The following is a 20,660-nucleotide window of genomic DNA, read 5'->3' on the forward strand; positions in this document are numbered from 1 at the left end:
TGCCGGGACGGCTTTTCGAAGCTGGAAAAGACCGCCTGCGTCAGCGGGTCTCTTTGTGAGTCCGGTGCGTACCGCAGTTCGGGCAGAACTTCTTCATCTCAAGACGATCCGGGTTGTTGCGCCGGTTCTTCTTGGTGATGTAGTTGCGGTGCTTGCACTCCTCGCACGCCAGCGTGATCTTGGGTCGCACGTCGGTGGCAGCCACAGCGTTTCCTTCTCTCTCAGATCCGGGGGCCAGCCCCGTCGTTACCGCGTAGCGGTGGCCGGACTTGAACCGGCGACACAGCGATTATGAGCCGCTTGCTCTGCCAACTGAGCTACACCGCCCTTACATGACCCAAGCCGCGACACGGCTAGGTGACGCGGCTAGAGGTCGAGAGCCCCTTTACGGAATCGAACCGTAGACCTTCTCCTTACCATGGAGACGCTCTGCCGACTGAGCTAAAGGGGCCTGCCTCTCGCGAGGACTTGGAAAGATTAGCAAGGCACTTCACCCGGCCGTGCAACCGGGGTCGGTTAACCGCAAAACCTCAGGTCAGCAGGGTCAGCACGGTCTCCGAGTGCCGCCCCGGCGAGCGGGCCGTGCGGGCCTGCAGCCAGGCCTCCAGGCGGTCCTCCGGCAGCGGCCGCGAGATCAGATAACCCTGTGCGACGTCACATCCCATCGCTTCGAGCTGATCGCGCGCCACGTCCTCCTCGACGCCTTCGGCCACCACCGTCAGGCCCAGCGAGTGGCCGAGCTCGACGATCGACCGCACCACGGCCAGGTCGCCGAGGTCCGTGCCCATGCCGAGGACGAAGCTCTTGTCGATCTTGACCTGGTCCACCGGCAGCTGACGCAGGTACGCGAGCGACGAGTAGCCGGTGCCGAAGTCGTCGACCGCCAGCACGATGCCCAGCGAATGCAGCTCGCGCAGGATCGGCAGCGCCTTCTGCGGGTCGGACATCACGCCGGACTCGGTCAGCTCGAACGTGAGCAGCTCCGGCGGCACGTCGAAGCGTTCCAGTTCGCGCTGGACCTTCGCCGGGAAGTCGTCGTCGGACAGGTTGCGCACCGACAGGTTCACCGCGGCGGAGATCCGCAGGCCCTCGTCGAGCCACTTGCGGACCCGCTTCAGCGATTCCTCCAGCACGAACGACGTCAGGACGCCGATCAGGCCGGCCGCTTCGATGGCGGGCACGAACTCGTCCGGGCCGAGCCTGCCGAACTCCGGGTGCACCCAGCGCACGAGCGCTTCGACGCCCTGCACCTGGCGGTTCGGCAGCGTCACCTTCGGCTGGTAGTGCACGGAGACGTGGCCGTCTTCGAGCGACTGCCGGAACTGCGTGACCATCTGGAACCGGCGCAGGAAGATCTGGCCCATGCTCGGCACGTAGCCGCGCACTTCCTCGCCGCCGCGAGTGGCGCGGACGGCGACGTCGGCGCGTTGCAGCAGGCCGTCGACGTCGACCTCGCCGGCGTCGTCCGCGGAGCTGGCGTAGCCGATCATCGCGTTGGCCTCGACCGAAAGCCGGTCCACCGGATACGGCTCGGACAGCTGGACCCGCAGCCGTTCGGCGGCGCGATGCGCGTCTTCGATCGTGCAGTCCACGAGCAGCGCGGCGAAGGACGCGCCTTCGAGCCGGGCGAGCGGGACGTCCGGGCCGAGTGCGCCGCGGATGCGGGTGCCCGCGGCGACGACCATCCGGTCCGCCCACGAGTAGCCGAGCGCGTCGCTGACCGTGGAGAAAACGTCCAGGTCGATCCGCAGCACCACGACCTCCGCCGATTCGCGCAGCGGATCCCGCGAGACCTGCTGGAAACCCGGCCGGTTCAGGTGCCCGGTGAGCGGGTCGTGGTAGGCGTCGTGGCGGAGGGTGGCGAGCAGCCTGCGGTTGTCGAGCGACGTCGCGAGGTGGCTGGCCATCGTGCCGAGCAGCTGGACGTCGTACTTGCCGAAGCCGCGCCAGCGCGAGAGCCGGTCGTGCGCTTCGACGACGCCGAGCAGCTGGTTCGCACTGCGCAGCGGGACCACGAGCGCTTCCTGCGCACTGCGTTCCAGCAGCGCCGCGCGGACGTCCGGATTGGCTTCGGTGATGCGGAAGTGCCGGACGTGCGCGCCGGGCAGGCGCAACAGCGGATCGTCGTTGGCCGGGTCCGCGGGCGGCAGGTCGTTGCCCGCGACCACGACGCGCATCGGGTCGTCGGATTCCAGCCGCAGCCGCAGCACGACGCGTCCGGCGGCCAGCTGGTCCTTGATCCGCTCCGCGATGGTGGCCCATTCGCGCACGTCGACTCCGCCCACCAGTTCCTCGCCGCGGCTCGCCGGACGAGCGGCGGCCTGCTGACCGGAGCGCGCGACCATCAGGCTGACGTCGGACAGCGCTTCCATGTCCCGCTGCTCGCGAAGCAGATCGGAGTAAGCCCAGTACAGCGCGGTCAGGCCGAGGAACACCGCCAGCACCAGCGGCCAGGCCTGCGGGGTGCTCGCGATGACGAGGTAGCCGGTGAGGCCGACCGAGGCGTTGACGAACCCGACCACGAGGATGCGGCCGGTCAGCCGGATCGCGGTGCTCACGCGCATCCGGCGGCGCAGCACGCGCACGGCGGCCAGTGCGAGCAGCGTGCTGACCAGCGGCGCGGTGAGCGTGCCGGCGAGCGCGGCGACCCACGGCATGGTCGGCCCGCCGCCCATGGCCAGGTGCACCAGTCCGGCGACGGCGAACGCGCCGGTGATTTCGAGCAGGAACGCGCCCGCGTTGTAGAGGACCCGGCCGGCGACCTTGCGGGCCAGCAGGGTGCCGATGCCCGCCACGAGATGCGCGGCGAGCACGACTTCGAAGGGCGCGACGAAGAAACCGATTACCAGCGGGATCTCGGTGAATGAGATGGTCCAGGAAATCCCGCTGCGGACGTCGACGTTGATGCCGAGCTGTTCGGCGAGCAGGAACGCGACCGCGAGAACCGGGCCGATCCACCAGAGCTTGGCCGAACCGTGGAACGGCAGCCAGGCGCTGACGGCGAAGGCCGCGAGCAGGCCGAGACCGAGCACGAAGAAGGTGTAAACGCGGAAGCGGCTCTCGTCCGTACGGCCTTCGGCCGGTGCGGAGCCAGCACCTCCCGAGCCCATCGCCTCCGGCGCGGTACCGGGATGGGCGTTGCTGTCCGGCATCCGACCTTCCTTCCCGGCTGCCCGGTCGCGCTCGTCCGTGACGTCAGGTGTGGGCGAGGGCGCCACCTTACCCCGTAGGGCGTACCGGCGTCCCTTTCGAGACAGTAGGAGATCACCCCAGGGTTAACAATGGGCGTTCTTCGCTGACCTGCGTGGACCAAGGAGTGAAACTCCCGGTTTGTCCCGGAACCCCCGAGCCGGGGAGTGTTCTGGGGGTCTTTTCCTGGCTGGTCGGCGGACAATGGCGGCATGCACAACGACGTGACAGCCACCGGCCATGCGGCGCGCATCGCCACGGTGGACGCGCTGCTTCCCGCGCCGCTCCCCTTCGAGGTCGGAGGGGATTCCGCCCTGCTTTCCGCCGAGGTCGGCGACACCACCGCGGCGGGTCTCACCACCTGCACCGGGCTCGGCCCGGACAGCCCCCGCTCGAGGTGGCGGGCGCTCGTCGAGCACCGGCTGGAGGTCCAGCTCGCCGGGCCCGATCCGGCCGCCGGACTCGACGCTTTGCTCACTCGATGGGATGAACACCTGGGGTCCCTCGCCCGAGTGGGGGATACCGAGTGCGCCGCGGTGCTCTCGCGACCCAGCCGCGACACCGCCGGGGCCACCGAGCTTCTCCGTCACGGCTTCGCTCCGGTGGGCGTGCTCGCGGTCCGCCCGGCACAGCGGATGGCCGCCGGCCCGGACGCGACGCCAGGCGTCTGTATCCGGCACGCGACCCCGGACGACCTCTCCACCGCGGTCGCGCTGCAGCTCGAATTGCAGCGGTACGACGCGCAGTTCGGCCGGATCACGCTCCGCCCCGGCGTCGAGGAGCTGATCACCAAGGAGCTGCTGCACCACCTCGAACGGCCGGAGCCGCAGGTGTGGATCGCGGAGCTGTACGGCCAGCCGCTCGGCATGGTCGTGCTGCAGATGCCCGACGAGACCGGCTGGATCCGGCACCGGGTGGCCGCTTCCCGGGTGGGTTACCTGTCGTCGCTGGCGGTTTCCGAGACGGTTCGGTCGTCCGGTGTCGGCACCGCGCTGGCCGCGCACGCGCACCAGGTTTTCGACGAGGCAGGCGCGGATGTCGTGCTGCTGCACCACGCCGTGGCGAATCCGCGGTCGACGCCGTTCTGGTACGCACAGGGCTATCGGCCGCTGTGGACCGGCTGGCAACGCCGGCCAGCGGTACGCGCTCGCTAGTCTGGCGCTTGCCAGGCCATCCGAGGGGAGTCCCAGTGACCGAAAAACCCGACGCCGCGCCGAAAGCGCCGGAAGGTGTCGATGTCGAGAAACCCTCGGCAGCGCGGGTCTACGACTGGTACCTGGGCGGCAAGCAGAACTGGGCGGTGGACCGGGAGTTCGGCCGCCGGATCGAGAAGATGTGGTCGCTCGCGCGGCCCGGCGCGAAGCAGAACCGCGAGTTCATGAACCGCGTGGTGCGCGCCGCGCTGGACGCGGGCATCCGCCAGTTCCTCGACCTCGGCTCCGGCGTGCCGACGGCGGGCAACGTGCACGAGGTGGTCGAGGCCGCGCTCGGCGACGACGACCAGGCCACCGTGGTCTACGTCGACTACGAACCGGTCGCCGTGGCGCACGCGACGCTGATCCTCGAGGACGAGGCGGCCACCGACTGGGCCGGCATCGTGCAGGCCGACCTGCGCGATCCCCGGACCGTGCTGAACGACCCGCGCACCCGCGAGCTGATCGACTTCAGCCAGCCGGTGTGCGTGATGCTGATGGCGGTGCTGCACTTCGTCGGCCCGGACGACGATCCGGACGGCATCGTGCGCGCCTACCGCGACAAGCTCGTGCCGGGCAGCTGGCTGGCGATCTCGCAGATGAGCGAGGGCGACGGCGACGGGCCGGCGCTGGAGGGGCTGCGCTGGTTCGTCGAGCAGTACCGCAAGACGAGCAATCCGATGTGGCTGCGCGACCGCGACGAGATCGAGCCGTTCTTCGGCGGCTGGCCGCTGCTGGAGCCGGGGATCACGCATCTGCCGGACTGGCGGCCGGAGCGCGAGCTGAACGCGGTCGAGGCGGAGGCGCGCCCGTTCGCCTGGTGCGCCGTGGCGCGCAAGCCGTGACCGCGCCGGACGCGCCGAAGGGCGTCGACGTCGACAAGCCGTCCGCCGCGCGGATTTACGACTGGTACCTCGGCGGCACCCAGAACTGGGCGGTGGACCGGGAATTCGGCCGTCGCGTCGAGAAGGTGTGGCCGCTGATCCGGCCGATGTCGCGGGAGAACCGGGCGTTCATGAACCGGGTCGTCCGGGCCGCGCTGGACGCCGGGATCCGGCAGTTCCTCGACCTCGGCTCCGGCGTGCCGACGGCGGGCAACGTGCACGAGATCGTGCGCGACCACCTGCCCGCGACGGTCGTGTACGTCGACTACGAACCGGTGGCGGCGGCGCATTCCCGGGTGATCCTGGAGGACGAGAACGCGACCGAATGGGCCGGGATCGTGGAACGCGACATCCGCGATCCGGACGCGATCTTCGCCGACGAGGTCACCGAGACGCTGATCGACTGGTCGCAGCCGGTGTGCCTGCTGATGATCACCGTGCTGCACTTCCTCGGCCCCGGCGACCGGCCGGACGAGCTGGTCGCGACCTACCGCGACCGGCTCGCGCCCGGTTCGTGGCTGGCCGTCACGCACGCCGCCTGCCGGGACGACGCGCCGCCGGAGCGAGCCGCCGAGGTCCGCCGGTTCGTCGACGCGTACAAGGACACGTCGAACCCGGCCTACCTGCGCTCGGACGACGAGATCCGGCCGTGGTTCGGCGGCTGGCCGCTGCTGGAGCCGGGGATGAGCGCGCTGCCGGACTGGCGGCCGGACGAGCCGGTGTCGGAGTTTGCGGCGGAAGTGCGGCCGTTCGCCTGGGGTGCCGTCGCGGTCAAGCCCTGACTTCTCTCCCAGCGAACACTCCCTGGGAAACAAACCCGCCCTTCGGAGAGTTGAGCACCTCAGACTCAACTATTCGAGGAGTGCACATGTCCGACCCCCGCCTCCTGCCCGTCCTCCCGCTCGATGACGACGTCGTGCTGCCGGGCATGGTGGTCCCGCTCGACCTCGGCGACGCAGAGACCCGGGCCGCAGTGGAGTCCGCACAAGCCAAGACCCCCGCGACGGCGTCGTTCCCCGGGATCCGTTCCGGCGGGACGGGCAAGGCCGAAGTCCTGATCGTCCCGCGCGTGCACGGCGAGTACGCCGAGCTGGGCACCGTCGCGACCGTCGAGCGGATCGGCCGCGTTCCCGGCGGCAAGTCCGCCGTGCTGCTGCGCGGCACCGCGCGCGCCGTCGTCGGCCGGATCGCCGACGGTCCCGGCGCGGCCCGCTGGGTGCACGCGGACGCCGTTGAAGAAACCTCCGACGACCGGACCGCGCAGCTCGCCGCGGAGTACAAGGCCGTGGTCATCTCCGTGCTGCAGCAGCGCGGCGGCTGGCAGATGATCGACGCCGTCCAGCAGGTCGAGGAGCCGTCCGCGATCGCCGACCTGGCCGGCAACGCGCCGTACCTGTCCACCGACCAGAAGCTGGAACTGCTGAGCGCGCTCGACGTCAGCGTCCGGCTGGAGAAGGCCCTCGAGTGGAGCCGGGAGTACCTGGCCGAACTGGAGGTCACCGAAACCATCCGCAAGGACGTCGCCGACGGGATGGAGAAGCAGCAGAAGGAATTCCTGCTGCGCCGCCAGCTCGAAGCGATCCGCAAGGAGCTGGGCGAACTCGACGGCACCGCGGCCGACGACGACTACCGCGCCCGGGTCGAAGCCGCCGATCTGCCGGACGACGTGCGCAAGGCCGCGCTGGCCGAGGTCGACAAGCTGGAGCGGACGTCCGAGCAGTCGCCCGAAGGCGGCTGGATCCGGACGTGGCTCGACACGGTGCTGGAGCTGCCGTGGACTGAGCGGACCGAGGACGTCTACGACATCGCCGCCGCGCGGGCGGTGCTCGACGCGGACCACGCGGGCCTGGACGACGTCAAGGAACGGATCATCGAGTACTTGGCCGTGCGCAAGCGTCGCGCGGAATCGGGCCTCGGCCCGGTCGGCGGACGGCGTTCCGGCGCGGTGCTGGCGCTCGCCGGCCCTCCCGGGGTCGGCAAGACGTCGCTCGGCGAGTCGGTCGCGAAGGCGATGGGGCGGAAGTTCGTCCGCGTCGCGCTGGGCGGCATCCGGGACGAGGCGGAGATCCGCGGCCACCGGCGGACGTACGTCGGCGCGCTGCCGGGCCGGATCGTGCGGGCCATCAAGGAAGCCGGCTCGATGAACCCGGTCGTCCTGCTCGACGAGATCGACAAGGTCGGCGCCGACTACCGCGGCGACCCGACGGCCGCACTGCTCGAAGTGCTGGACCCGGAACAGAACCACACGTTCCGCGACCACTACCTCGAGGTCGAGCTGGATCTGTCCGATGTGGTCTTCCTGGCGACGGCCAACGCGCTGGAGACCATCCCCGGGCCGCTGCTGGACCGGATGGAACTGGTGACGCTGGACGGCTACACCGAGCACGAGAAGGTCACCATCGCGCGGGATCACCTGCTGCCGCGCGAACTTGAGCGGGCCGGTCTGGCGTCCGGCGACGTGGTGCTGACCGACGACGCGTTCAGCCGGATCGCGGCGGAGTACACCCGCGAGGCCGGGGTGCGTGACGCGAACCGGACGATCGCGAAGGTGCTGCGGAAGATCGCGACGAAGGTGGCTTTGGGTTCGGTCTCACTGCCGCTGTCTCTGTCTGCCGCGGACTTGGAGACCTACCTCGGCCGTCCGCGGCACGTGCCGGAATCCTCGCTGCCGACGGCCACTCAGCGGACGTCTTTGCCAGGCGTGGCAACGGGTTTGGCGGTCACCGGCGCAGGCGGGGACGTGCTGTACATCGAGGCGTCGCTGGCCGATCCGGAGAGCGGAGCTTCCGGCCTGACCCTGACCGGGCAGCTGGGTGACGTGATGAAGGAGTCGGTGCAGATCGCGCTGTCGTACCTGCGGTCGCACGGTGCGGAGCTGGAGCTGCCGGTGGGCGACCTGCGGGAGCGAGGAATCCACGTGCACGTCCCGGCGGGCGCGGTGCCGAAGGACGGTCCGTCGGCGGGCATCACGATGACGACGGCCCTGGCTTCGCTGCTGTCGGGCCGGGTGGTCCGGGCGGACGTGGCGATGACCGGTGAGGTCTCGCTGACCGGGCGGGTCCTGCCGATCGGCGGGGTGAAGCAGAAGCTGCTCGCCGCGCACCGGGCGGGGATGAAGACGGTGATCATCCCGCAGCGGAACGAGCCGGATCTGGACGACGTGCCCGCGGAGGTGCTGTCGCAGCTGGAGGTGCACGCGGTGGCCAACGTGCGGGAGGTTCTGGAGTTGGCGTTGACTCCGGCCTCTTCGGAGGTTCGGCAGGCCGCCTGACTGTAGGTCCGTGAAGGACTCCTTGAGGGAATTAGATTCCCGCAAGGAGTCCTTCACGGCACGTCAGGGGAAATCAGCCTTGCGCGCCGGCGAGCAGGGCCACGTTCATCACGTACTCGCCGTACCCGGACTTCGCCAGCTTCGTGCCCAGCGCGTGGCATTCGTCCGCGCTGATGAAGCCCATCTTCAGCGCGACCTCTTCCAGGCACGCGATCCGCACCCCGGTCCGGTGCTCCAGCACCTGCACGAACTGGCCCGCCTCCAGCAGCGAATCGTGCGTGCCGGTGTCGAGCCACGCGAAACCGCGGCTCAGCTCGATCAGCTTGGCGCGGTCGCGGCGCAGGTAGGAGAGGTTGACGTCGGTGATCTCCAGTTCGCCGCGTGCCGAAGGCTTCAGGTTGCGGGAGATGTCGACGACCTCGTTGTCGTAGAAGTAAAGCCCGGTGATCGCGTTGTTCGACCGCGGTTTCACCGGTTTCTCCTCAATGGACAGCAGGGTGCCGGTCTCGTCGATCTCGCCGACGCCGTAGCGCTCGGGGTCCTTCACCTGGTAGCCGAACAGGACGCAGCCGTCGAGGTCGGTCGCCGCGGTGCGCAGGGTCGTGGAGAAACCCTGGCCGTAGAAGATGTTGTCGCCGAGCACCAGCGCGACCGAATCGTCGCCGACGAAGTCCGCGCCGATCACGAAGGCCTCGGCGAGACCGTTCGGGCTCGGCTGCTCGGCGAAGGAGAACGAGAGCCCGAACTGGCTGCCGTCGCCGAGCAGGCGGCGGAAGTTCGGCAGGTCCGACGGCGTCGAGATGATCAGGATCTCCCGGATCCCGGCCAGCATCAGCACCGAGATCGGGTAGTAGATCATCGGTTTGTCGTAGACCGGCAGCAGCTGCTTCGACACGGCCTGCGTGATCGGATGCAGACGGGTTCCGCTGCCTCCGGCGAGCACGATGCCCTTCACAGCCCCTCCTCACGTGCGGTGGTTCGGTTCACCGTACCGAGTGAGCGCGGCGGGCGTCCGGGGCTTCCCTCGAATTCAGAACGCCGGGCCCTTGCCGAAATACGCCTGGCAGCCGTTCGCGTACTGGGTGGCGATCTCCAGCACGTTCTTGCCGCCGTCGACCGGCAGGATCGCGGACGAATAGTTGGGGCAGTAGTTGTTGTAGATGCCGCTGATGTGGACCGGGGCGGGCAGCTCGTACCAGTTCCCGGCCCCGAAGTTGTCGTTGGCCAGCAGGGTCTGGCCGCTTCCGGACAGCGGCGAACCGTCGGAGTTCGTGTAGATCTGGCCGACCATCACCAGCCGCACGCCGTTCGGGCCGCCGGGGAACAGCGCGGTGGTCTGGGCGTGCTGGAAGTAGTTGCCGTTCGCGGTGTTCACCCTGATTCCGGGGTCGGCCGGATCGCCCCAGTTCGCGCCGTCGGCGGAGATTTTGTAATACGGATCGCAGTAGCGGTCGCGGTAATTGCAGATCTCGTAGCCGAACCAGTACCGGCCGTCGGGCAGCCTGCGGATGATCGGCATGCCCGGACGCACCCGGGACGGCCCGATGGCAAGGGTGAGCTGCTTGGTGCCCCAGTTGACCCCGTCGGTCGAGGCGACGCGGTTGAGCACCTGCCCGTATTTCGGGGCCTGCGTCTCGTCGGCGTAGTGCAGCCAGAGCGTGCCGCCGGCGTCCACAGTGAACTCCGGCTCCCAGACGCCGTCGTGGTTGTGCGAAAGCGCGGCCTCGGACAGGTACCGCCAGTTGCGGCCGCCGTCGCGGCTGGACCAGACCTTGATCCCCATCCGGCGCTGCGGGCCCGCGTCCTGGCGGTAGGTCGCCGCCCAGAGCAGCGTGCCCGCGCGCATCCGGCCGACCCGCTGCGGCAGTTCGTAGAGGGTGCCGCAGCACTGGCCGAACTTGGCATCGGGGTCGCGGATCACGCCGATCTGGTGGAAGCTCGCGCCCTCGTCGGTGCTTTCGAGGATCGGCGCGAACCGGCCGTTGCCGTCCTCGCTGGTCAGCGACGCGATGATGTTCCCGCGCCCGAACGGCGAGTGTTCCAGCCGGACCAGCCGCGGATACGAGCCGAAGCCGGGGACGAGCAGCTTTTTGTCGGCGGCCTCCGCTGGGGTCAGCCCCGCGGCGAGGACCACCAGCGAGGTGAGGAAGGCAAGCACGGGAGCCCAGCGGCGCATCCAGAAACTCCTCTCACGACTAGGCCGGATGATTACACCACGTGGTCGGCTCACCACGATCGATTTCGCCTGGTCACCCGCGTGAGTCCACCCCTTCGAGGCGATCGCTGGGCTGTTCAGGGGCGCCCGCTGCGTAACGACCGGGCGGAGCGTGACGAAAGATCATCCGGAGGCCCCGCCGGGGCACGCTAGGGAGAACCATGCGCCGCACCATCGGGCGTCTCGCCGCCGTCTGTGCGGCGGTCGCGCTGACGGCGTCGTGCTCGCTGCAGCCGTCCGGGTTCGGGGTGATCGTGCCGCGGTTCGAGGACGAACCCTCCGCCGCGCCGGTCCTGCCCCCGCCGCGGCCGGACAAGCCCCGGATCGCCGAGAACCCGACGGAAACCCACCAGGGCAACGGGAACTCGACAGTCCAGCTGACTTGGCCGTCCGGGGTCTCGGGCTTTTTCACCTTCGACTGTCCAAAGTGCACCGGCCATATCGCCGTGACGACCGACGGTTCGGAAGGCCTGCTGGTGAACGATTCCGGCCCGTACCACGGAACGGCCTGGTTCAACATGTCCCCCGGCGGCAAGCCGGTGCGCACGCTGACGGTCGAGGCGACGGGCGCGTGGACCGCGACGATCACCGACTACCACGGCGTGCCGACCGTTGAACCGGGCAAGCCGTACAACGGCCACGGGGACGCGGTCCTGGCGGTGCCCCCGGGCATGGTCTACGGAAAGTTCTTCACCGGCTCGAAGGGGTCGAACGGGGTCTGGCTGCTGGCCGACGGGTATCCGCATCTGGTGGTGAACCACATCGGCCAGACCACCGGGGAGTTCCCGCTGACCGGGCCCACGTATGTGCAGGTGGAGACGTTCGAGGCGGATTGGACGTTCACCGCATGGTGATGCCTGCGGACGCCCGGGGACGTCCGCAGGCCTTGGCTCACCGGTAGTTGGTGAACTGCAGCGCGATCTCGAAGTCCTTGCCTTTCAGCAGGGAGATCACCTCCTGCAGCTGGTCCTTCTTCTTGCCCGACACCCGCAGCTGGTCGCCCTGGATCTGGGCCTGGACACCCTTCGGGCCCTCGTCGCGGATGAACTTCGCGATCTGCTTCGCCTTGTCCGACGCGATGCCCTGCAGGATCTTGCCGCTGACCTTGTAAATCTTGCCGGAGATCGCGGGCTCGCCCGCTTCGAAGGCCTTCAGCGAGATGTTCCGCTTGATCAGCTTCTCCTTGAAGACCTCCACCGCCGCGAGGGCGCGCTCTTCGGTCTCCGACTCGATCGCGATGGCTTCCTCGCCGGACCAGCTGATGCCGGTTCCGGTGCCGCGGAAGTCGAACCGCGTGCCCAGTTCCTTGCTGGCCTGGTTCAGCGCGTTGTCCACCTCCTGGCGGTCGACCTTGCTCACCACGTCGAAAGAGGGATCCGCCACGTGTTCCTCACACCTTGTCTCAGCTCGTCAGGGACCCCCAGCGTAGCGCCGGGGGATCCCGGTTGACCGGCCGTCCGGACCGTTGGGTATCCTTCTTTCCGGCCGGTTCGCCTGGCCATGGCAGGTTACCCAAGCGGCCAAAGGGATCTGACTGTAAATCAGACGGCTCAGCCTTCGGGGGTTCGAATCCCTCACCTGCCACTCCAGCCCAACGCCCCGTCTACCTGATCAACCAGGTGGCGGGGCGTTCGTCGTGACGGAGGAGTTTTCATGCACAAGCTGGTGGTCCTGTATCCCAAGCCCGCCGATCCCGATCACTTCCGCGACTACTACGTGGCCAACCACCTCCCGCTGGTCGCTCAGATGCCCGGCCTGCTCGCGTACCGCTACAGCTTCGACGTCGCGGCGGCCCCGGGGCAGACGTCGTACTTCGCGATCTTCGAGGCCGACTTCGCGGACGCTGCGGCGATGACCGCGTCGCGGGAGTCTCCGCAAGGTCAGCAGGTGGCCGCCGATGTCGCCAACTACGCCACTGGTGGTGCGGTCGTCATCCACTATCCGGTTCAGGACGGCGTTGTCTGATCGGGCTTGACCCTCCTGCGACAGGAGGCCGCACGCTCGTCGGCATGAACGAATTTCGCGGTCCGGTTCCGATGCCCGCCTTCGACGCGGTGTCGCCCGGCAACTACCTCGGCTTCTACGGGATGCCGATGTTTCCCATCGTGCCCACCGCCGACCTCGACGCTTCCACGGACTTCTGGCTGCGCGGGCTCGGCTTCGACAACCTCTTCACCATCCCCGGCGAGGTCGTGCACCTGCGCCGGTGGGCGTTTCAGGACGTCCTGCTCCGGCCGGGCACCCCGGCTGGGCCCAGCGAGGTCCGGATCAGTTTCTCGTGTGTGCTCAGCGAACTCGACGAGATCGCCAAGCGGTGCGAGGAAATCACCCCGGGCTGCACGAGCGGGCCGGAGCTGATGCCGTGGAACTCGCGGGAGCTGACGGTCGTCACGCCGGAGGGCACGAACGTCGTGATGACCGCGGCCGAGCCCATCGACCCGGACGGCCCCGTCGCCGAGCGGATGCGGGCTGTGGGAATCGACGTGCCGCGGTCGTGATTTGCGACACTGGGGTCGTGACCGAGCAAGACGGCCTCACTGTCGGACGCACGGCGACGCTCGTCGGCGTGAGTGTCAAAACGCTGCACCACTGGGACGCAGTCGGCCTGGTGCGCCCGAGCGCGCGCACCAGGTCCGGCTACCGGGTGTACAACGCCGACGACATCGCGCGCCTGCACCGGGTGCTCGTTTACCGCGAGCTCGGCTTCCCGTTGTCGGAAATCGGCCGGCTCATCGACGACCCGGACGCCGACGCGCACGCCCACCTCACCCGCCAGCGACGCGAACTGCGGGATCGAATCGCGCGTCTGGAACACATGGTGTCCGCAGTGGACCGGATGGCGGCGGCCACTCGCGGCGGCATGCAGTTGACCGCCGAGGAGCAGATCGAGATCTTCGGGTCCGACTGGAATCCCGAGTGGGTCGACGAAGCCGCAGAACGCTGGGGCGACACGAAACAGTGGGCGGAATACCGCGAGCGGACCACCGACCTGACCCCACAGGACTGGCAGCAGGCCGCGGCCGAGCACGAGACGCTCCACGCCGACCTAGCCGCAGCACGGCAAGCAGGGATCGAACCAGGCTCAGCAGAGGCGAACACCCTGGCGGAGCGCCATCGGGCGACGCTGTCCCGATACTTCGACTGCACACATTCGATGCAGGTCTGCCTGGGACGCAAGTTCGTCGAGGAAACCGGATACACGGAGTACTACGACGCGCTGGCCCCCGGCCTGGCGGCCTGGCTGCGAGACGTGATCTTCGCCAACGCCGCCGCACACGGAGTAGACCCAGCTACAGCGGTGTGGGAGTAGCGCTCAGCGGCCCTGGGCCATCTCTTCAAGCCGCCGAATCCGGTCTTCGATCGGCGGGTGCGTCGAGAACATCTTGCTCAGCCCAGCACCGGGCCGGAACGGGTTCGCGATCATCAAATGCGACTGCGAAACCACAGCCGGCTCCGGAGCAAGCGGCGCGGCCCGGGTCCCCCGCTCCAGCTTCCGCAACGCGGACGCCAACCCCAACGGGTCCCCAGTCAGCTCCGCCCCCGAAGCATCCGCCTGATACTCCCGGGACCGGCTCACCGCCATCTTCACGACCCCAGCCGCGATCGGCCCGATCAACACCAGCAAAAGCGACATGAACGGATTCCCCTCCCGATCATTGCCGCCGAAGAAAAACGCGATATTCGCCAGCACACTGACCACACTCGCCAGCGCCCCAGCAACACACGAGATCAAAATGTCCCGGTTGTACACATGCGACAGCTCATGCCCCAGCACTGCCCGCAGTTCGCGCTCATCGAGCAACTCCAGGATCCCGGTGGTGCAGCACACCGCAGCATGCTGCGGACTACGCCCGGTCGCGAAGGCATTGGGAGCCGCGGTTGGACTCACGTACAGCGAGGGCATCGGCTGCCGCGCCGACGTCGCCAGTTCGCGCACGATCCGGTACATCGCGGGCTGCTCGACCTCCGACACCGGCCGCGCGTGCATCGCGCGCAGGGCCATTTTCTCGGAGTTGAAGTAGGCGTAGGCGTTCATCCCCAGCGCCACGACCAGGCCGATGACCAGCGCGCCCCGGCCGAACAATCCGCTGATCCCGATGATGATCGCCGAGAGCAGACCGAGCAGCATCGCCGTCTTCAGCCCGTTGTGGTGCTTGTGCACGCGCGCTCGCCTCCGTCCGCTCCGCGGGATGGGTCAGGGTGGGTTACTCACTGGAAACAACGCGATCGGGGGACCCGAAGTTCCTTCGCATGATCCTTGTCCGGGTTAGGGTCGGCGAGCAACCCAACCGACCGGGGCAGGTGAGCGATGCGTGGTTCCCAGTGGTCCCGGCGGGGGCTGTTCACGCTGGTCAGCGCCGGGGCGGCGGCGATGCTGGGCCGAGCGTCGGCGGCGGAGCGGGTCAGCACGGTGCAGGTCGGCGGGACGCTTTCGGCGCTTGCCGTGAGTCCGGTCACCGGGCTGGTTTACGCAGCAGACCGGGCGTCCGGCGCGGTGCTCGTCCTCGATCCGGACGCGGGGCGGGTCGTGTCCGCGCTCGCGGTGGGCGGGGAGCCGAGCGACGTCGTGGTGGACACCGACCGGATCTACGTCGCCAATCCGCCGGGCGGCACGGTGCTCGTCTTCGACAGTCAGACCCACCGGTTGCTGAGCGTCGTCAGCGCGGGGGCGGGAGCGTCGGCGCTCGCGGTCGATTCGCCGGCCAACCTCGTGTACGCGGTGAGCGGCAAGACCGGCACGTTCGCGGTGCTCGACAGCATCAGTCTCACCCTGCAGGATCTGCTGCCCGCGCCGAAACCGGGGCTTGCCGGGATCGCGCTCGACCGCGGCCGCCGGCGCGCCTATTGCACCAGCCCTGACACGAATTCGGTCGAGATCTGCGACCTCGACGCGGGGACGTTCGCCGGCAGCGTTCCAGTGGGTGCGTCCCCGACCGGGATCGGGGTGCACGAAATGAGCGGATCGGTGTTCGTGGCGAATTCGGCGATTCACCATTTGTCCATTGTGGACGGATCGGCTCGGGCGCAAGTCAAGACGGTGCTGCTGCGCAGTGAGGCGTCGTCGCTCGCGGTGCATCAGGGCAGCGACGTCGTGTACACCAATGGCGGGCAAAATGGACTGTCCCGAGTGGACGGACGAACGGAAACCCTTACCGGGGAGCTGAGTCTCGGCGTGAATCCGGGGGACGTGGCGGTGGATCAGCGCACGCGGACGGTATACGTGACGGATCCGCTGCGCGGCACGATCAGCGTCGTGCGGGATTTCTGACCGCGCGGGTGAAGTTACTCCAGGTATACGGTGGCCAGTATGGAAGTTGGCCTTCAGGTCCCGGACTTTCCGGGCGGGACCGCCGCGCTCGGCCGGAACCTGGCCGGAGTGGCCAGGGCCGCGGACGACGCGGGGTTTGCCTATCTGTCGGTGATGGACCATTTTTTCCAGATTCCGAGCGTCGGCCCGAGCGATCGCCCGATGCTGGAGGCGTATACGACGCTCGGCTTCCTCGCCGCGCACACCCGGCGCGCGAAACTGTTCGCCTACGTCACTGGCGCGATTTACCGGCATCCCGGCTTGCTCTCGAAGGCGGTCACCACGCTCGACGTGCTGTCCGGCGGACGGGCCATGCTCGGCATCGGGGCGGGGTGGAACGAGGAGGAGGCCCGCGGGCTCGGCTTTCCGTTTCCGTCCACAGCGGAACGGTTCGAGCTGCTCGAGGAGAACCTGCGGTATGTCCGGCAGATGTGGGATGCGGACGACAAACCGTTCTCCAGCAAGCATTTCACCGCTGACCGGCTGCTCAACAGCCCGCAGCCGCTGCGGCGGCCGCCGATCATGGTCGGCGGTGGTGGAGAGAAGAAGACGCTCCGGTTCGTCGCGAAGCATGGCGATTTCTGCAACATCGGCAACGGTCCGGACCTCGAACACAAGCTGGACGTGCTGAAGCGGCACTGCGAGGCCGGAGGCCGCGACTACGCCGAGATCACCAAGACCGTTTACCACTATCTGGACATCGGCCCGGCAGGCGAGAAAACCGGCGAATTCCTCGCCGAGACCCAGCGGCTGCACGGGCTCGGCGTGCAAGCCGTGCTCGGCCCGTTTCCCGGCGGCGCGGACCAGCGGCGCATCGAGATTTTCGCGAAAGACATCATTCCGGCGATCAAGGAGTTGGCATGAAACTCGGGTTGCACCTGGCCCAGCAGACCTGGCCGAACGGTCCGGCGGCGCTCGGCGCGGATCTCGCCAGGGTGGCTCGCACCGCGGACGAGGCCGGGTTCGAATACCTGTCGGTGATGGACCATTTCTTCCAGATTTCCGGCTACGGCCCGCCGGAGCACGAGATGCTGGAAGCCTGGACGACGCTCGGCTTCCTGGCCGCGCACACCGAACGGGTCAAGCTGCTCACGCTCGTCACCGGCGTCATCTACCGGCATCCGGGGCTGCTCGCGAAGGCGGCGACGACGCTCGACGTGCTGTCGGGCGGGCGGGCGATCCTCGGCATCGGGGCCGGGTGGAACGAGGAGGAATCCCGCGCGCTCGGGTTCCGGTTCCCGCCGATGAAGGAGCGGTTCGAGCAGCTCGAGGACGCGCTGCGGTACGTCCGCCAGATGTGGGCCGACGGCGACGAGCCGTTCACCGGCACGCACGTCAGCGCCGAGCGGCTGCTCAACAGCCCGCAGCCGATCCAGCGGCCGCATCCGCCGATCCTGATCGGGGGCAGCGGCGAGAAGAAGACCCTGCGGTTCGTCGCGCAATACGGCGACATCTGCAATTTGCTGCCCAACCCGGATCTTCCGCGCAAACTGGAGGTGCTGAAACAGCACTGCGCGGACGTCGGCCGCGACTACTCCGAGATCACGAAAACCGCCGCGGTGCGGCTGGACATCGGTGAAAACGGCGAGAAAACCGGGCAACTGCTGGATGAACTGGGCCGGCTGTCGGAACTCGGGTTCAGCGTCGCGACCGGCTGGGCGGAGGGCGTGCCGGACCCGGCGGTGCTCGAACGGTTCGCCACCGACGTGATCCCGGCGGCGGAAAAGCTGTGATCCGCTGACGAACGGGTGACGGCTGCGCCATCCGGTGCCAGCCGGTCACCCGTTCGTCACAGCACCTCGCCGCATTCCGCTGCGGTCATTATCTCGGTTCCGAATCGACTCCGGTGACCCTCCCGGCGCGCTGTAACGACGGCCGGGCGCGAATCGACCTGCCCTACGCAGATCGCGCATCCGAGTCGGAGGAGCCTGGTACATGACCACATGTCGACTCTGTGGTTCGGAAAGAACCGCCAGCGTGGTCGACCTCGGCGCGACCCCGCCGTGCGAGCGGTTCCTGACCGCCGCGCAGCTGGCCGAACCCGAACCGACTTTCCCGCTGCATCTCGAAGTGTGCACGGAATGCTGGCTCGCGCAGCTCCCGCCGCTGCTCGACCCGGCCGACACTTTCACCGATTACGCGTATTTCTCGTCTTTTTCCACCTCGTGGGTCGAGCACGCGAAACGGTTCACCGACACCGCGGTCGAGCGGCTCGGGCTTACCGGCCAGTCTTTCGTCGTCGAGGTCGCCAGCAACGACGGATACCTCCTGAAGCACGTCGTGGAACGCGGAATCCGTTGTCTCGGCGTGGAACCTTCGGTGAACGTCGGGCAAGCCGCGCGTGAGGCCGGGGTGCCGACGCACACCGCCTTCCTGTCCGAGGACACCGGCCGCCAGGTGCGCGCCGAACACGGTCCGGCCGACCTGGTCGTGGCGAACAACGTCTACGCCCACATTCCGGACATCCGCGGGTTCACCCACGGGCTGCGCGCGCTCGTCGCGGACGACGGCTGGGTGTCGATCGAGGTGCAGCATCTGCTGACGTTGATCGAAAAGAACCAGTACGACACGATCTACCACGAGCATTTCCAGTACTACACCGTCGAATCCGCGCGGCGGGCGCTGGCGGGCGGCGGGCTGACCGTCGTCGACGTCGAACTCCTGCCGACACACGGCGGGTCGATCCGGCTGTGGGCGCGTCCCGCGGAAGCCGCCGGCGAGCCGAGCGCGCGGATGACCGACGTGCTGGCCAGGGAGAAGGCGGCCGGGCTGCACGAGCTGTCCGGGTACACCGAATTCGCCGACCGGGTCACCCGCGTCCGGCTCGAACTGCTCGAGTTCCTGCTCGCGGCGCGGAAGGCCGGGAAGACGACCGTCGGGTACGGCGCGCCCGGCAAGGGCAACACCCTGCTCAACCACTGCGGCATCCGGCCGGACCTGCTGGCCTACACGGTGGACCGCAATCCGTACAAGCACGGCCGGTTCACGCCGGGCACCCGGATCCCGGTCGTGGAACCGGACCGGATCGCGGCCGACCGGCCGGACTACGTGCTCGTCCTGCCCTGGAACCTGCGGGACGAATTGACCGAGCAGCTTTCCTACGTCGGCGCGTGGGGCGGCAAGCTCGTCTTCCCGATTCCGCGCCTGGAAATCGTCGAGGTGGCAGTGAAGTGAAGGTCGTTCTGTTCTGCGGCGGCTACGGAATGCGGATGCGCAGCAGCGAGGCGTCCGACGTGCCCAAGCCGATGGCGATGGTCGGGCCCCGCCCGCTGATCTGGCACGTGATGCGCTACTACGCGCATTTCGGGCACACCGAGTTCGTGCTGTGCCTCGGCTACGGCGCGCACCACATCAAGGACTTCTTCCTGCGCTACGAGGAAACGACGTCCAACGATTTCGTGCTGCGCGGCGGGAAGCCGGAGCTGCTGTCCACCGACATCGCCGACTGGACGATCTCCTTCGTGCAGACCGGCATCGAATCGCCGATCGGCGAGCGGCTGCGCCGGGTGCGCGACTACCTCGACGGCGACGAGATGTTCCTCGCCAACTACGCCGACGTCCTCACCGACGCGCCGCTGGACAACATCGTCGAGCGGTTCCGGAACAGCGACGCGGGCGCGTCGATGCTCGTCGTGCCGCCGCAGTCGTCGTTCCATTGCGTCGAGATGGACGAGGGCGGCCGGATCGGCGCGATCACCCCGGTCAGCGAACTGCCGCTGTGGGAAAACGGCGGCTACTTCGTGCTGCGGCAAGAGATTTTCGACCACATCCCGGAGAACGGAGACCTGGTCGCCGACGGCTGCGGCGAACTCGCCAAGCGCGGCCGGCTGCTCGCATACCCCTATCGCGGGTTCTGGAAGCCGACCGACACGGTCAAGGAACGCTACGCACTCGACGCCGCCTACACGCACGGCGACCGTCCGTGGGCGTTGTGGGAACGCGAGAAGGTGCACGCATGATCCGCCTCGGCGCCGAGCTGAAGAGCATCGTCGTGCTCGGCGCGCATTGCGACGACATCGCCATCGGGGCCGGTGGCACGCTGCTTGAGATCTGCGGGAAGCGTCCCGGGCTCAAGGTCGACGCGCTGGTGCTGTCCGGCGGCGGCACTGACCGGGAGACCGAGGAACGCGCCGCGCTGGCCGCGTTCTGCCCGGGCGCCGAGCTGACCGTCACGGTGCTCAAACTGCCGGACGGCCGTCTCCCCTCGCATTGGGAGGAAGCCAAGAACGCGCTGGAGGACCTCCGCCGCCGCACCGATCCGGACGTCGTGTTCGCGCCCCGCACCATCGACGCGCACCAGGACCATCGCGGGCTCGCCCAGCTCGTGCCCACGGTGTTCCGCGGGCATCTGACGCTGGGCTACGAGATCGTCAAATGGGACGGGGACCTCGGACGGCTGCCCGCCTACGCGCCGCTGTCCGACGACGTGATGCAGCACAAGATCGAACTGCTGCACGAGCACTACGGGTCGCAGCAGCACCGGCCTTGGTACGACCGCGAGGCCTTCCTCGGCCTCGCCCGGATCCGCGGAATCGAATGCCAAGAACGCTATGCCGAGGCGTTCGAGGCGAACAAACTCGTCATCGACCTAAGGGGCTGA

Annotated in this window: 20 protein-coding genes and 3 tRNA genes; 15 read left to right on the forward strand and 8 right to left on the reverse strand. The window is 68.4% G+C overall.

The genetic code is table 11. From position 1 onward, the window contains the following. Nucleotides 1–40 precede the first annotated feature (40 nt). From rpmG to ACFSVL_RS05735, 4 genes are all read right to left on the reverse strand, one after another. Nucleotides 41–205: a 50S ribosomal protein L33 gene (rpmG, locus tag ACFSVL_RS05720; RefSeq protein WP_005152047.1), complete on the reverse strand. Its 165-nt coding sequence runs from the start codon at nt 203–205 to the stop codon at nt 41–43. Between the two features lie 49 nt (nt 206–254). After that, nucleotides 255–327 (reverse strand) — tRNA-Met (locus ACFSVL_RS05725). Nucleotides 328–378: 51 nt separating this feature from the next. Next, nucleotides 379–451: transfer RNA gene (locus tag ACFSVL_RS05730), tRNA-Thr, on the reverse strand. A 79-nt stretch (nt 452–530) separates the two neighbouring features. Continuing rightward, complete coding sequence (locus ACFSVL_RS05735) at nt 531–3,152, reverse strand: putative bifunctional diguanylate cyclase/phosphodiesterase (RefSeq protein ID WP_378301102.1); 2,622 nt, start codon at nt 3,150–3,152, stop codon at nt 531–533. 249 nt (nt 3,153–3,401) lie between these two features. On the opposite strand from ACFSVL_RS05735, the gene ACFSVL_RS05740 reads away from it, so the two are divergent. From ACFSVL_RS05740 to lon, 4 genes are all read left to right on the forward strand, one after another. Further along, nucleotides 3,402–4,343 (forward strand): GNAT family N-acetyltransferase, encoded by a 942-nt coding sequence (locus tag ACFSVL_RS05740; protein ID WP_378301104.1) that lies wholly within the window; start codon nt 3,402–3,404, stop codon nt 4,341–4,343. 35 nt (nt 4,344–4,378) lie between these two features. Continuing rightward, complete coding sequence (locus ACFSVL_RS05745) at nt 4,379–5,227, forward strand: SAM-dependent methyltransferase (RefSeq protein WP_378301106.1); 849 nt, start codon at nt 4,379–4,381, stop codon at nt 5,225–5,227. Next, nucleotides 5,224–6,048, forward strand: a complete 825-nt coding sequence (locus ACFSVL_RS05750; protein ID WP_378301108.1) for an SAM-dependent methyltransferase — start codon at nt 5,224–5,226, stop codon at nt 6,046–6,048. The genes ACFSVL_RS05745 and ACFSVL_RS05750 overlap by 4 nt, the downstream gene beginning before the upstream one ends. A gap of 86 nt (nt 6,049–6,134) precedes the next feature. Next, a complete protein-coding gene (gene lon, locus ACFSVL_RS05755) occupies nt 6,135–8,537 on the forward strand; it encodes an endopeptidase La (RefSeq protein WP_378301109.1) in 2,403 nt (800 codons plus the stop codon). 73 nt (nt 8,538–8,610) lie between these two features. On the opposite strand, the gene rfbA is transcribed toward lon, so the two are convergent. Both rfbA and ACFSVL_RS05765 read right to left on the reverse strand, forming a co-directional pair. Further along, nucleotides 8,611–9,492 carry a glucose-1-phosphate thymidylyltransferase RfbA gene (rfbA, locus tag ACFSVL_RS05760; RefSeq protein ID WP_378301111.1) on the reverse strand — a complete coding sequence of 294 codons (882 nt, stop codon included), beginning with the start codon at nt 9,490–9,492 and terminating at the stop codon, nt 8,611–8,613. Between the two features lie 75 nt (nt 9,493–9,567). Then, complete coding sequence (locus ACFSVL_RS05765; RefSeq protein WP_378301113.1) at nt 9,568–10,713, reverse strand: exo-alpha-sialidase; 1,146 nt, start codon at nt 10,711–10,713, stop codon at nt 9,568–9,570. A 200-nt stretch (nt 10,714–10,913) separates the two neighbouring features. On the opposite strand from ACFSVL_RS05765, the gene ACFSVL_RS05770 reads away from it, so the two are divergent. Beyond that, nucleotides 10,914–11,606, forward strand: a complete 693-nt coding sequence (locus tag ACFSVL_RS05770) for a hypothetical protein (protein ID WP_378301115.1) — start codon at nt 10,914–10,916, stop codon at nt 11,604–11,606. A gap of 37 nt (nt 11,607–11,643) precedes the next feature. Here ACFSVL_RS05770 and ACFSVL_RS05775 read toward each other — a convergent pair whose 3' ends face one another. Beyond that, on the reverse strand, nt 11,644–12,135 hold the full coding sequence (locus ACFSVL_RS05775; RefSeq protein WP_378301117.1) for a YajQ family cyclic di-GMP-binding protein: 492 nt from the start codon (nt 12,133–12,135) through the stop codon (nt 11,644–11,646). 119 nt (nt 12,136–12,254) lie between these two features. Here ACFSVL_RS05775 and ACFSVL_RS05780 point away from each other — a divergent pair. The 4 genes from ACFSVL_RS05780 to ACFSVL_RS05795 all read left to right on the forward strand — a co-directional run bounded on the left by ACFSVL_RS05780 (nt 12,255) and on the right by ACFSVL_RS05795 (nt 14,062). Next, nucleotides 12,255–12,336, forward strand: a tRNA-Tyr gene (locus ACFSVL_RS05780). Between the two features lie 69 nt (nt 12,337–12,405). Next, nucleotides 12,406–12,717 (forward strand): EthD family reductase, encoded by a 312-nt coding sequence (locus ACFSVL_RS05785; RefSeq protein WP_378301119.1) that lies wholly within the window; start codon nt 12,406–12,408, stop codon nt 12,715–12,717. A gap of 44 nt (nt 12,718–12,761) precedes the next feature. Continuing rightward, on the forward strand, nt 12,762–13,250 hold the full coding sequence (locus ACFSVL_RS05790; RefSeq protein ID WP_378301121.1) for a VOC family protein: 489 nt from the start codon (nt 12,762–12,764) through the stop codon (nt 13,248–13,250). Nucleotides 13,251–13,267: 17 nt separating this feature from the next. After that, the gene (locus tag ACFSVL_RS05795; RefSeq protein WP_378301123.1) at nt 13,268–14,062 is read left to right on the forward strand and encodes a MerR family transcriptional regulator; all 795 of its coding nucleotides are present in this window, start codon (nt 13,268–13,270) and stop codon (nt 14,060–14,062) included. Between the two features lie 3 nt (nt 14,063–14,065). Here the strand turns inward: ACFSVL_RS05795 and htpX are convergent, their stop codons facing one another. Beyond that, nucleotides 14,066–14,914, reverse strand: a complete 849-nt coding sequence (htpX, locus tag ACFSVL_RS05800; protein ID WP_378301125.1) for a zinc metalloprotease HtpX — start codon at nt 14,912–14,914, stop codon at nt 14,066–14,068. Nucleotides 14,915–15,061: 147 nt separating this feature from the next. Here htpX and ACFSVL_RS05805 point away from each other — a divergent pair, with 147 nt between their 5' ends. The 6 genes from ACFSVL_RS05805 to ACFSVL_RS05830 all read left to right on the forward strand — a co-directional run bounded on the left by ACFSVL_RS05805 (nt 15,062) and on the right by ACFSVL_RS05830 (nt 20,660). Further along, a complete protein-coding gene (locus tag ACFSVL_RS05805; protein ID WP_378301127.1) occupies nt 15,062–16,021 on the forward strand; it encodes a YncE family protein in 960 nt (319 codons plus the stop codon). A 39-nt stretch (nt 16,022–16,060) separates the two neighbouring features. Further along, the gene (locus tag ACFSVL_RS05810) at nt 16,061–16,924 is read left to right on the forward strand and encodes an LLM class F420-dependent oxidoreductase (protein WP_378301129.1); all 864 of its coding nucleotides are present in this window, start codon (nt 16,061–16,063) and stop codon (nt 16,922–16,924) included. Beyond that, the gene (locus ACFSVL_RS05815; protein WP_378301131.1) at nt 16,921–17,793 is read left to right on the forward strand and encodes an LLM class F420-dependent oxidoreductase; all 873 of its coding nucleotides are present in this window, start codon (nt 16,921–16,923) and stop codon (nt 17,791–17,793) included. Before ACFSVL_RS05810 ends, ACFSVL_RS05815 begins: the two co-directional genes overlap by 4 nt. A gap of 202 nt (nt 17,794–17,995) precedes the next feature. Next, nucleotides 17,996–19,234, forward strand: coding sequence for a methyltransferase domain-containing protein (locus ACFSVL_RS05820; protein WP_378301133.1), 1,239 nt, complete (start codon nt 17,996–17,998; stop codon nt 19,232–19,234). Next, complete coding sequence (locus tag ACFSVL_RS05825) at nt 19,231–20,019, forward strand: glucose-1-phosphate cytidylyltransferase (RefSeq protein ID WP_378301135.1); 789 nt, start codon at nt 19,231–19,233, stop codon at nt 20,017–20,019. Before ACFSVL_RS05820 ends, ACFSVL_RS05825 begins: the two co-directional genes overlap by 4 nt. After that, nucleotides 20,016–20,660: a PIG-L deacetylase family protein gene (locus ACFSVL_RS05830; RefSeq protein WP_378301137.1), complete on the forward strand. Its 645-nt coding sequence runs from the start codon at nt 20,016–20,018 to the stop codon at nt 20,658–20,660. Before ACFSVL_RS05825 ends, ACFSVL_RS05830 begins: the two co-directional genes overlap by 4 nt.

The sequence above is a fragment of the Amycolatopsis silviterrae genome, assembly GCF_042684085.1.
Taxonomy (GTDB): domain Bacteria; phylum Actinomycetota; class Actinomycetes; order Mycobacteriales; family Pseudonocardiaceae; genus Amycolatopsis; species Amycolatopsis silviterrae.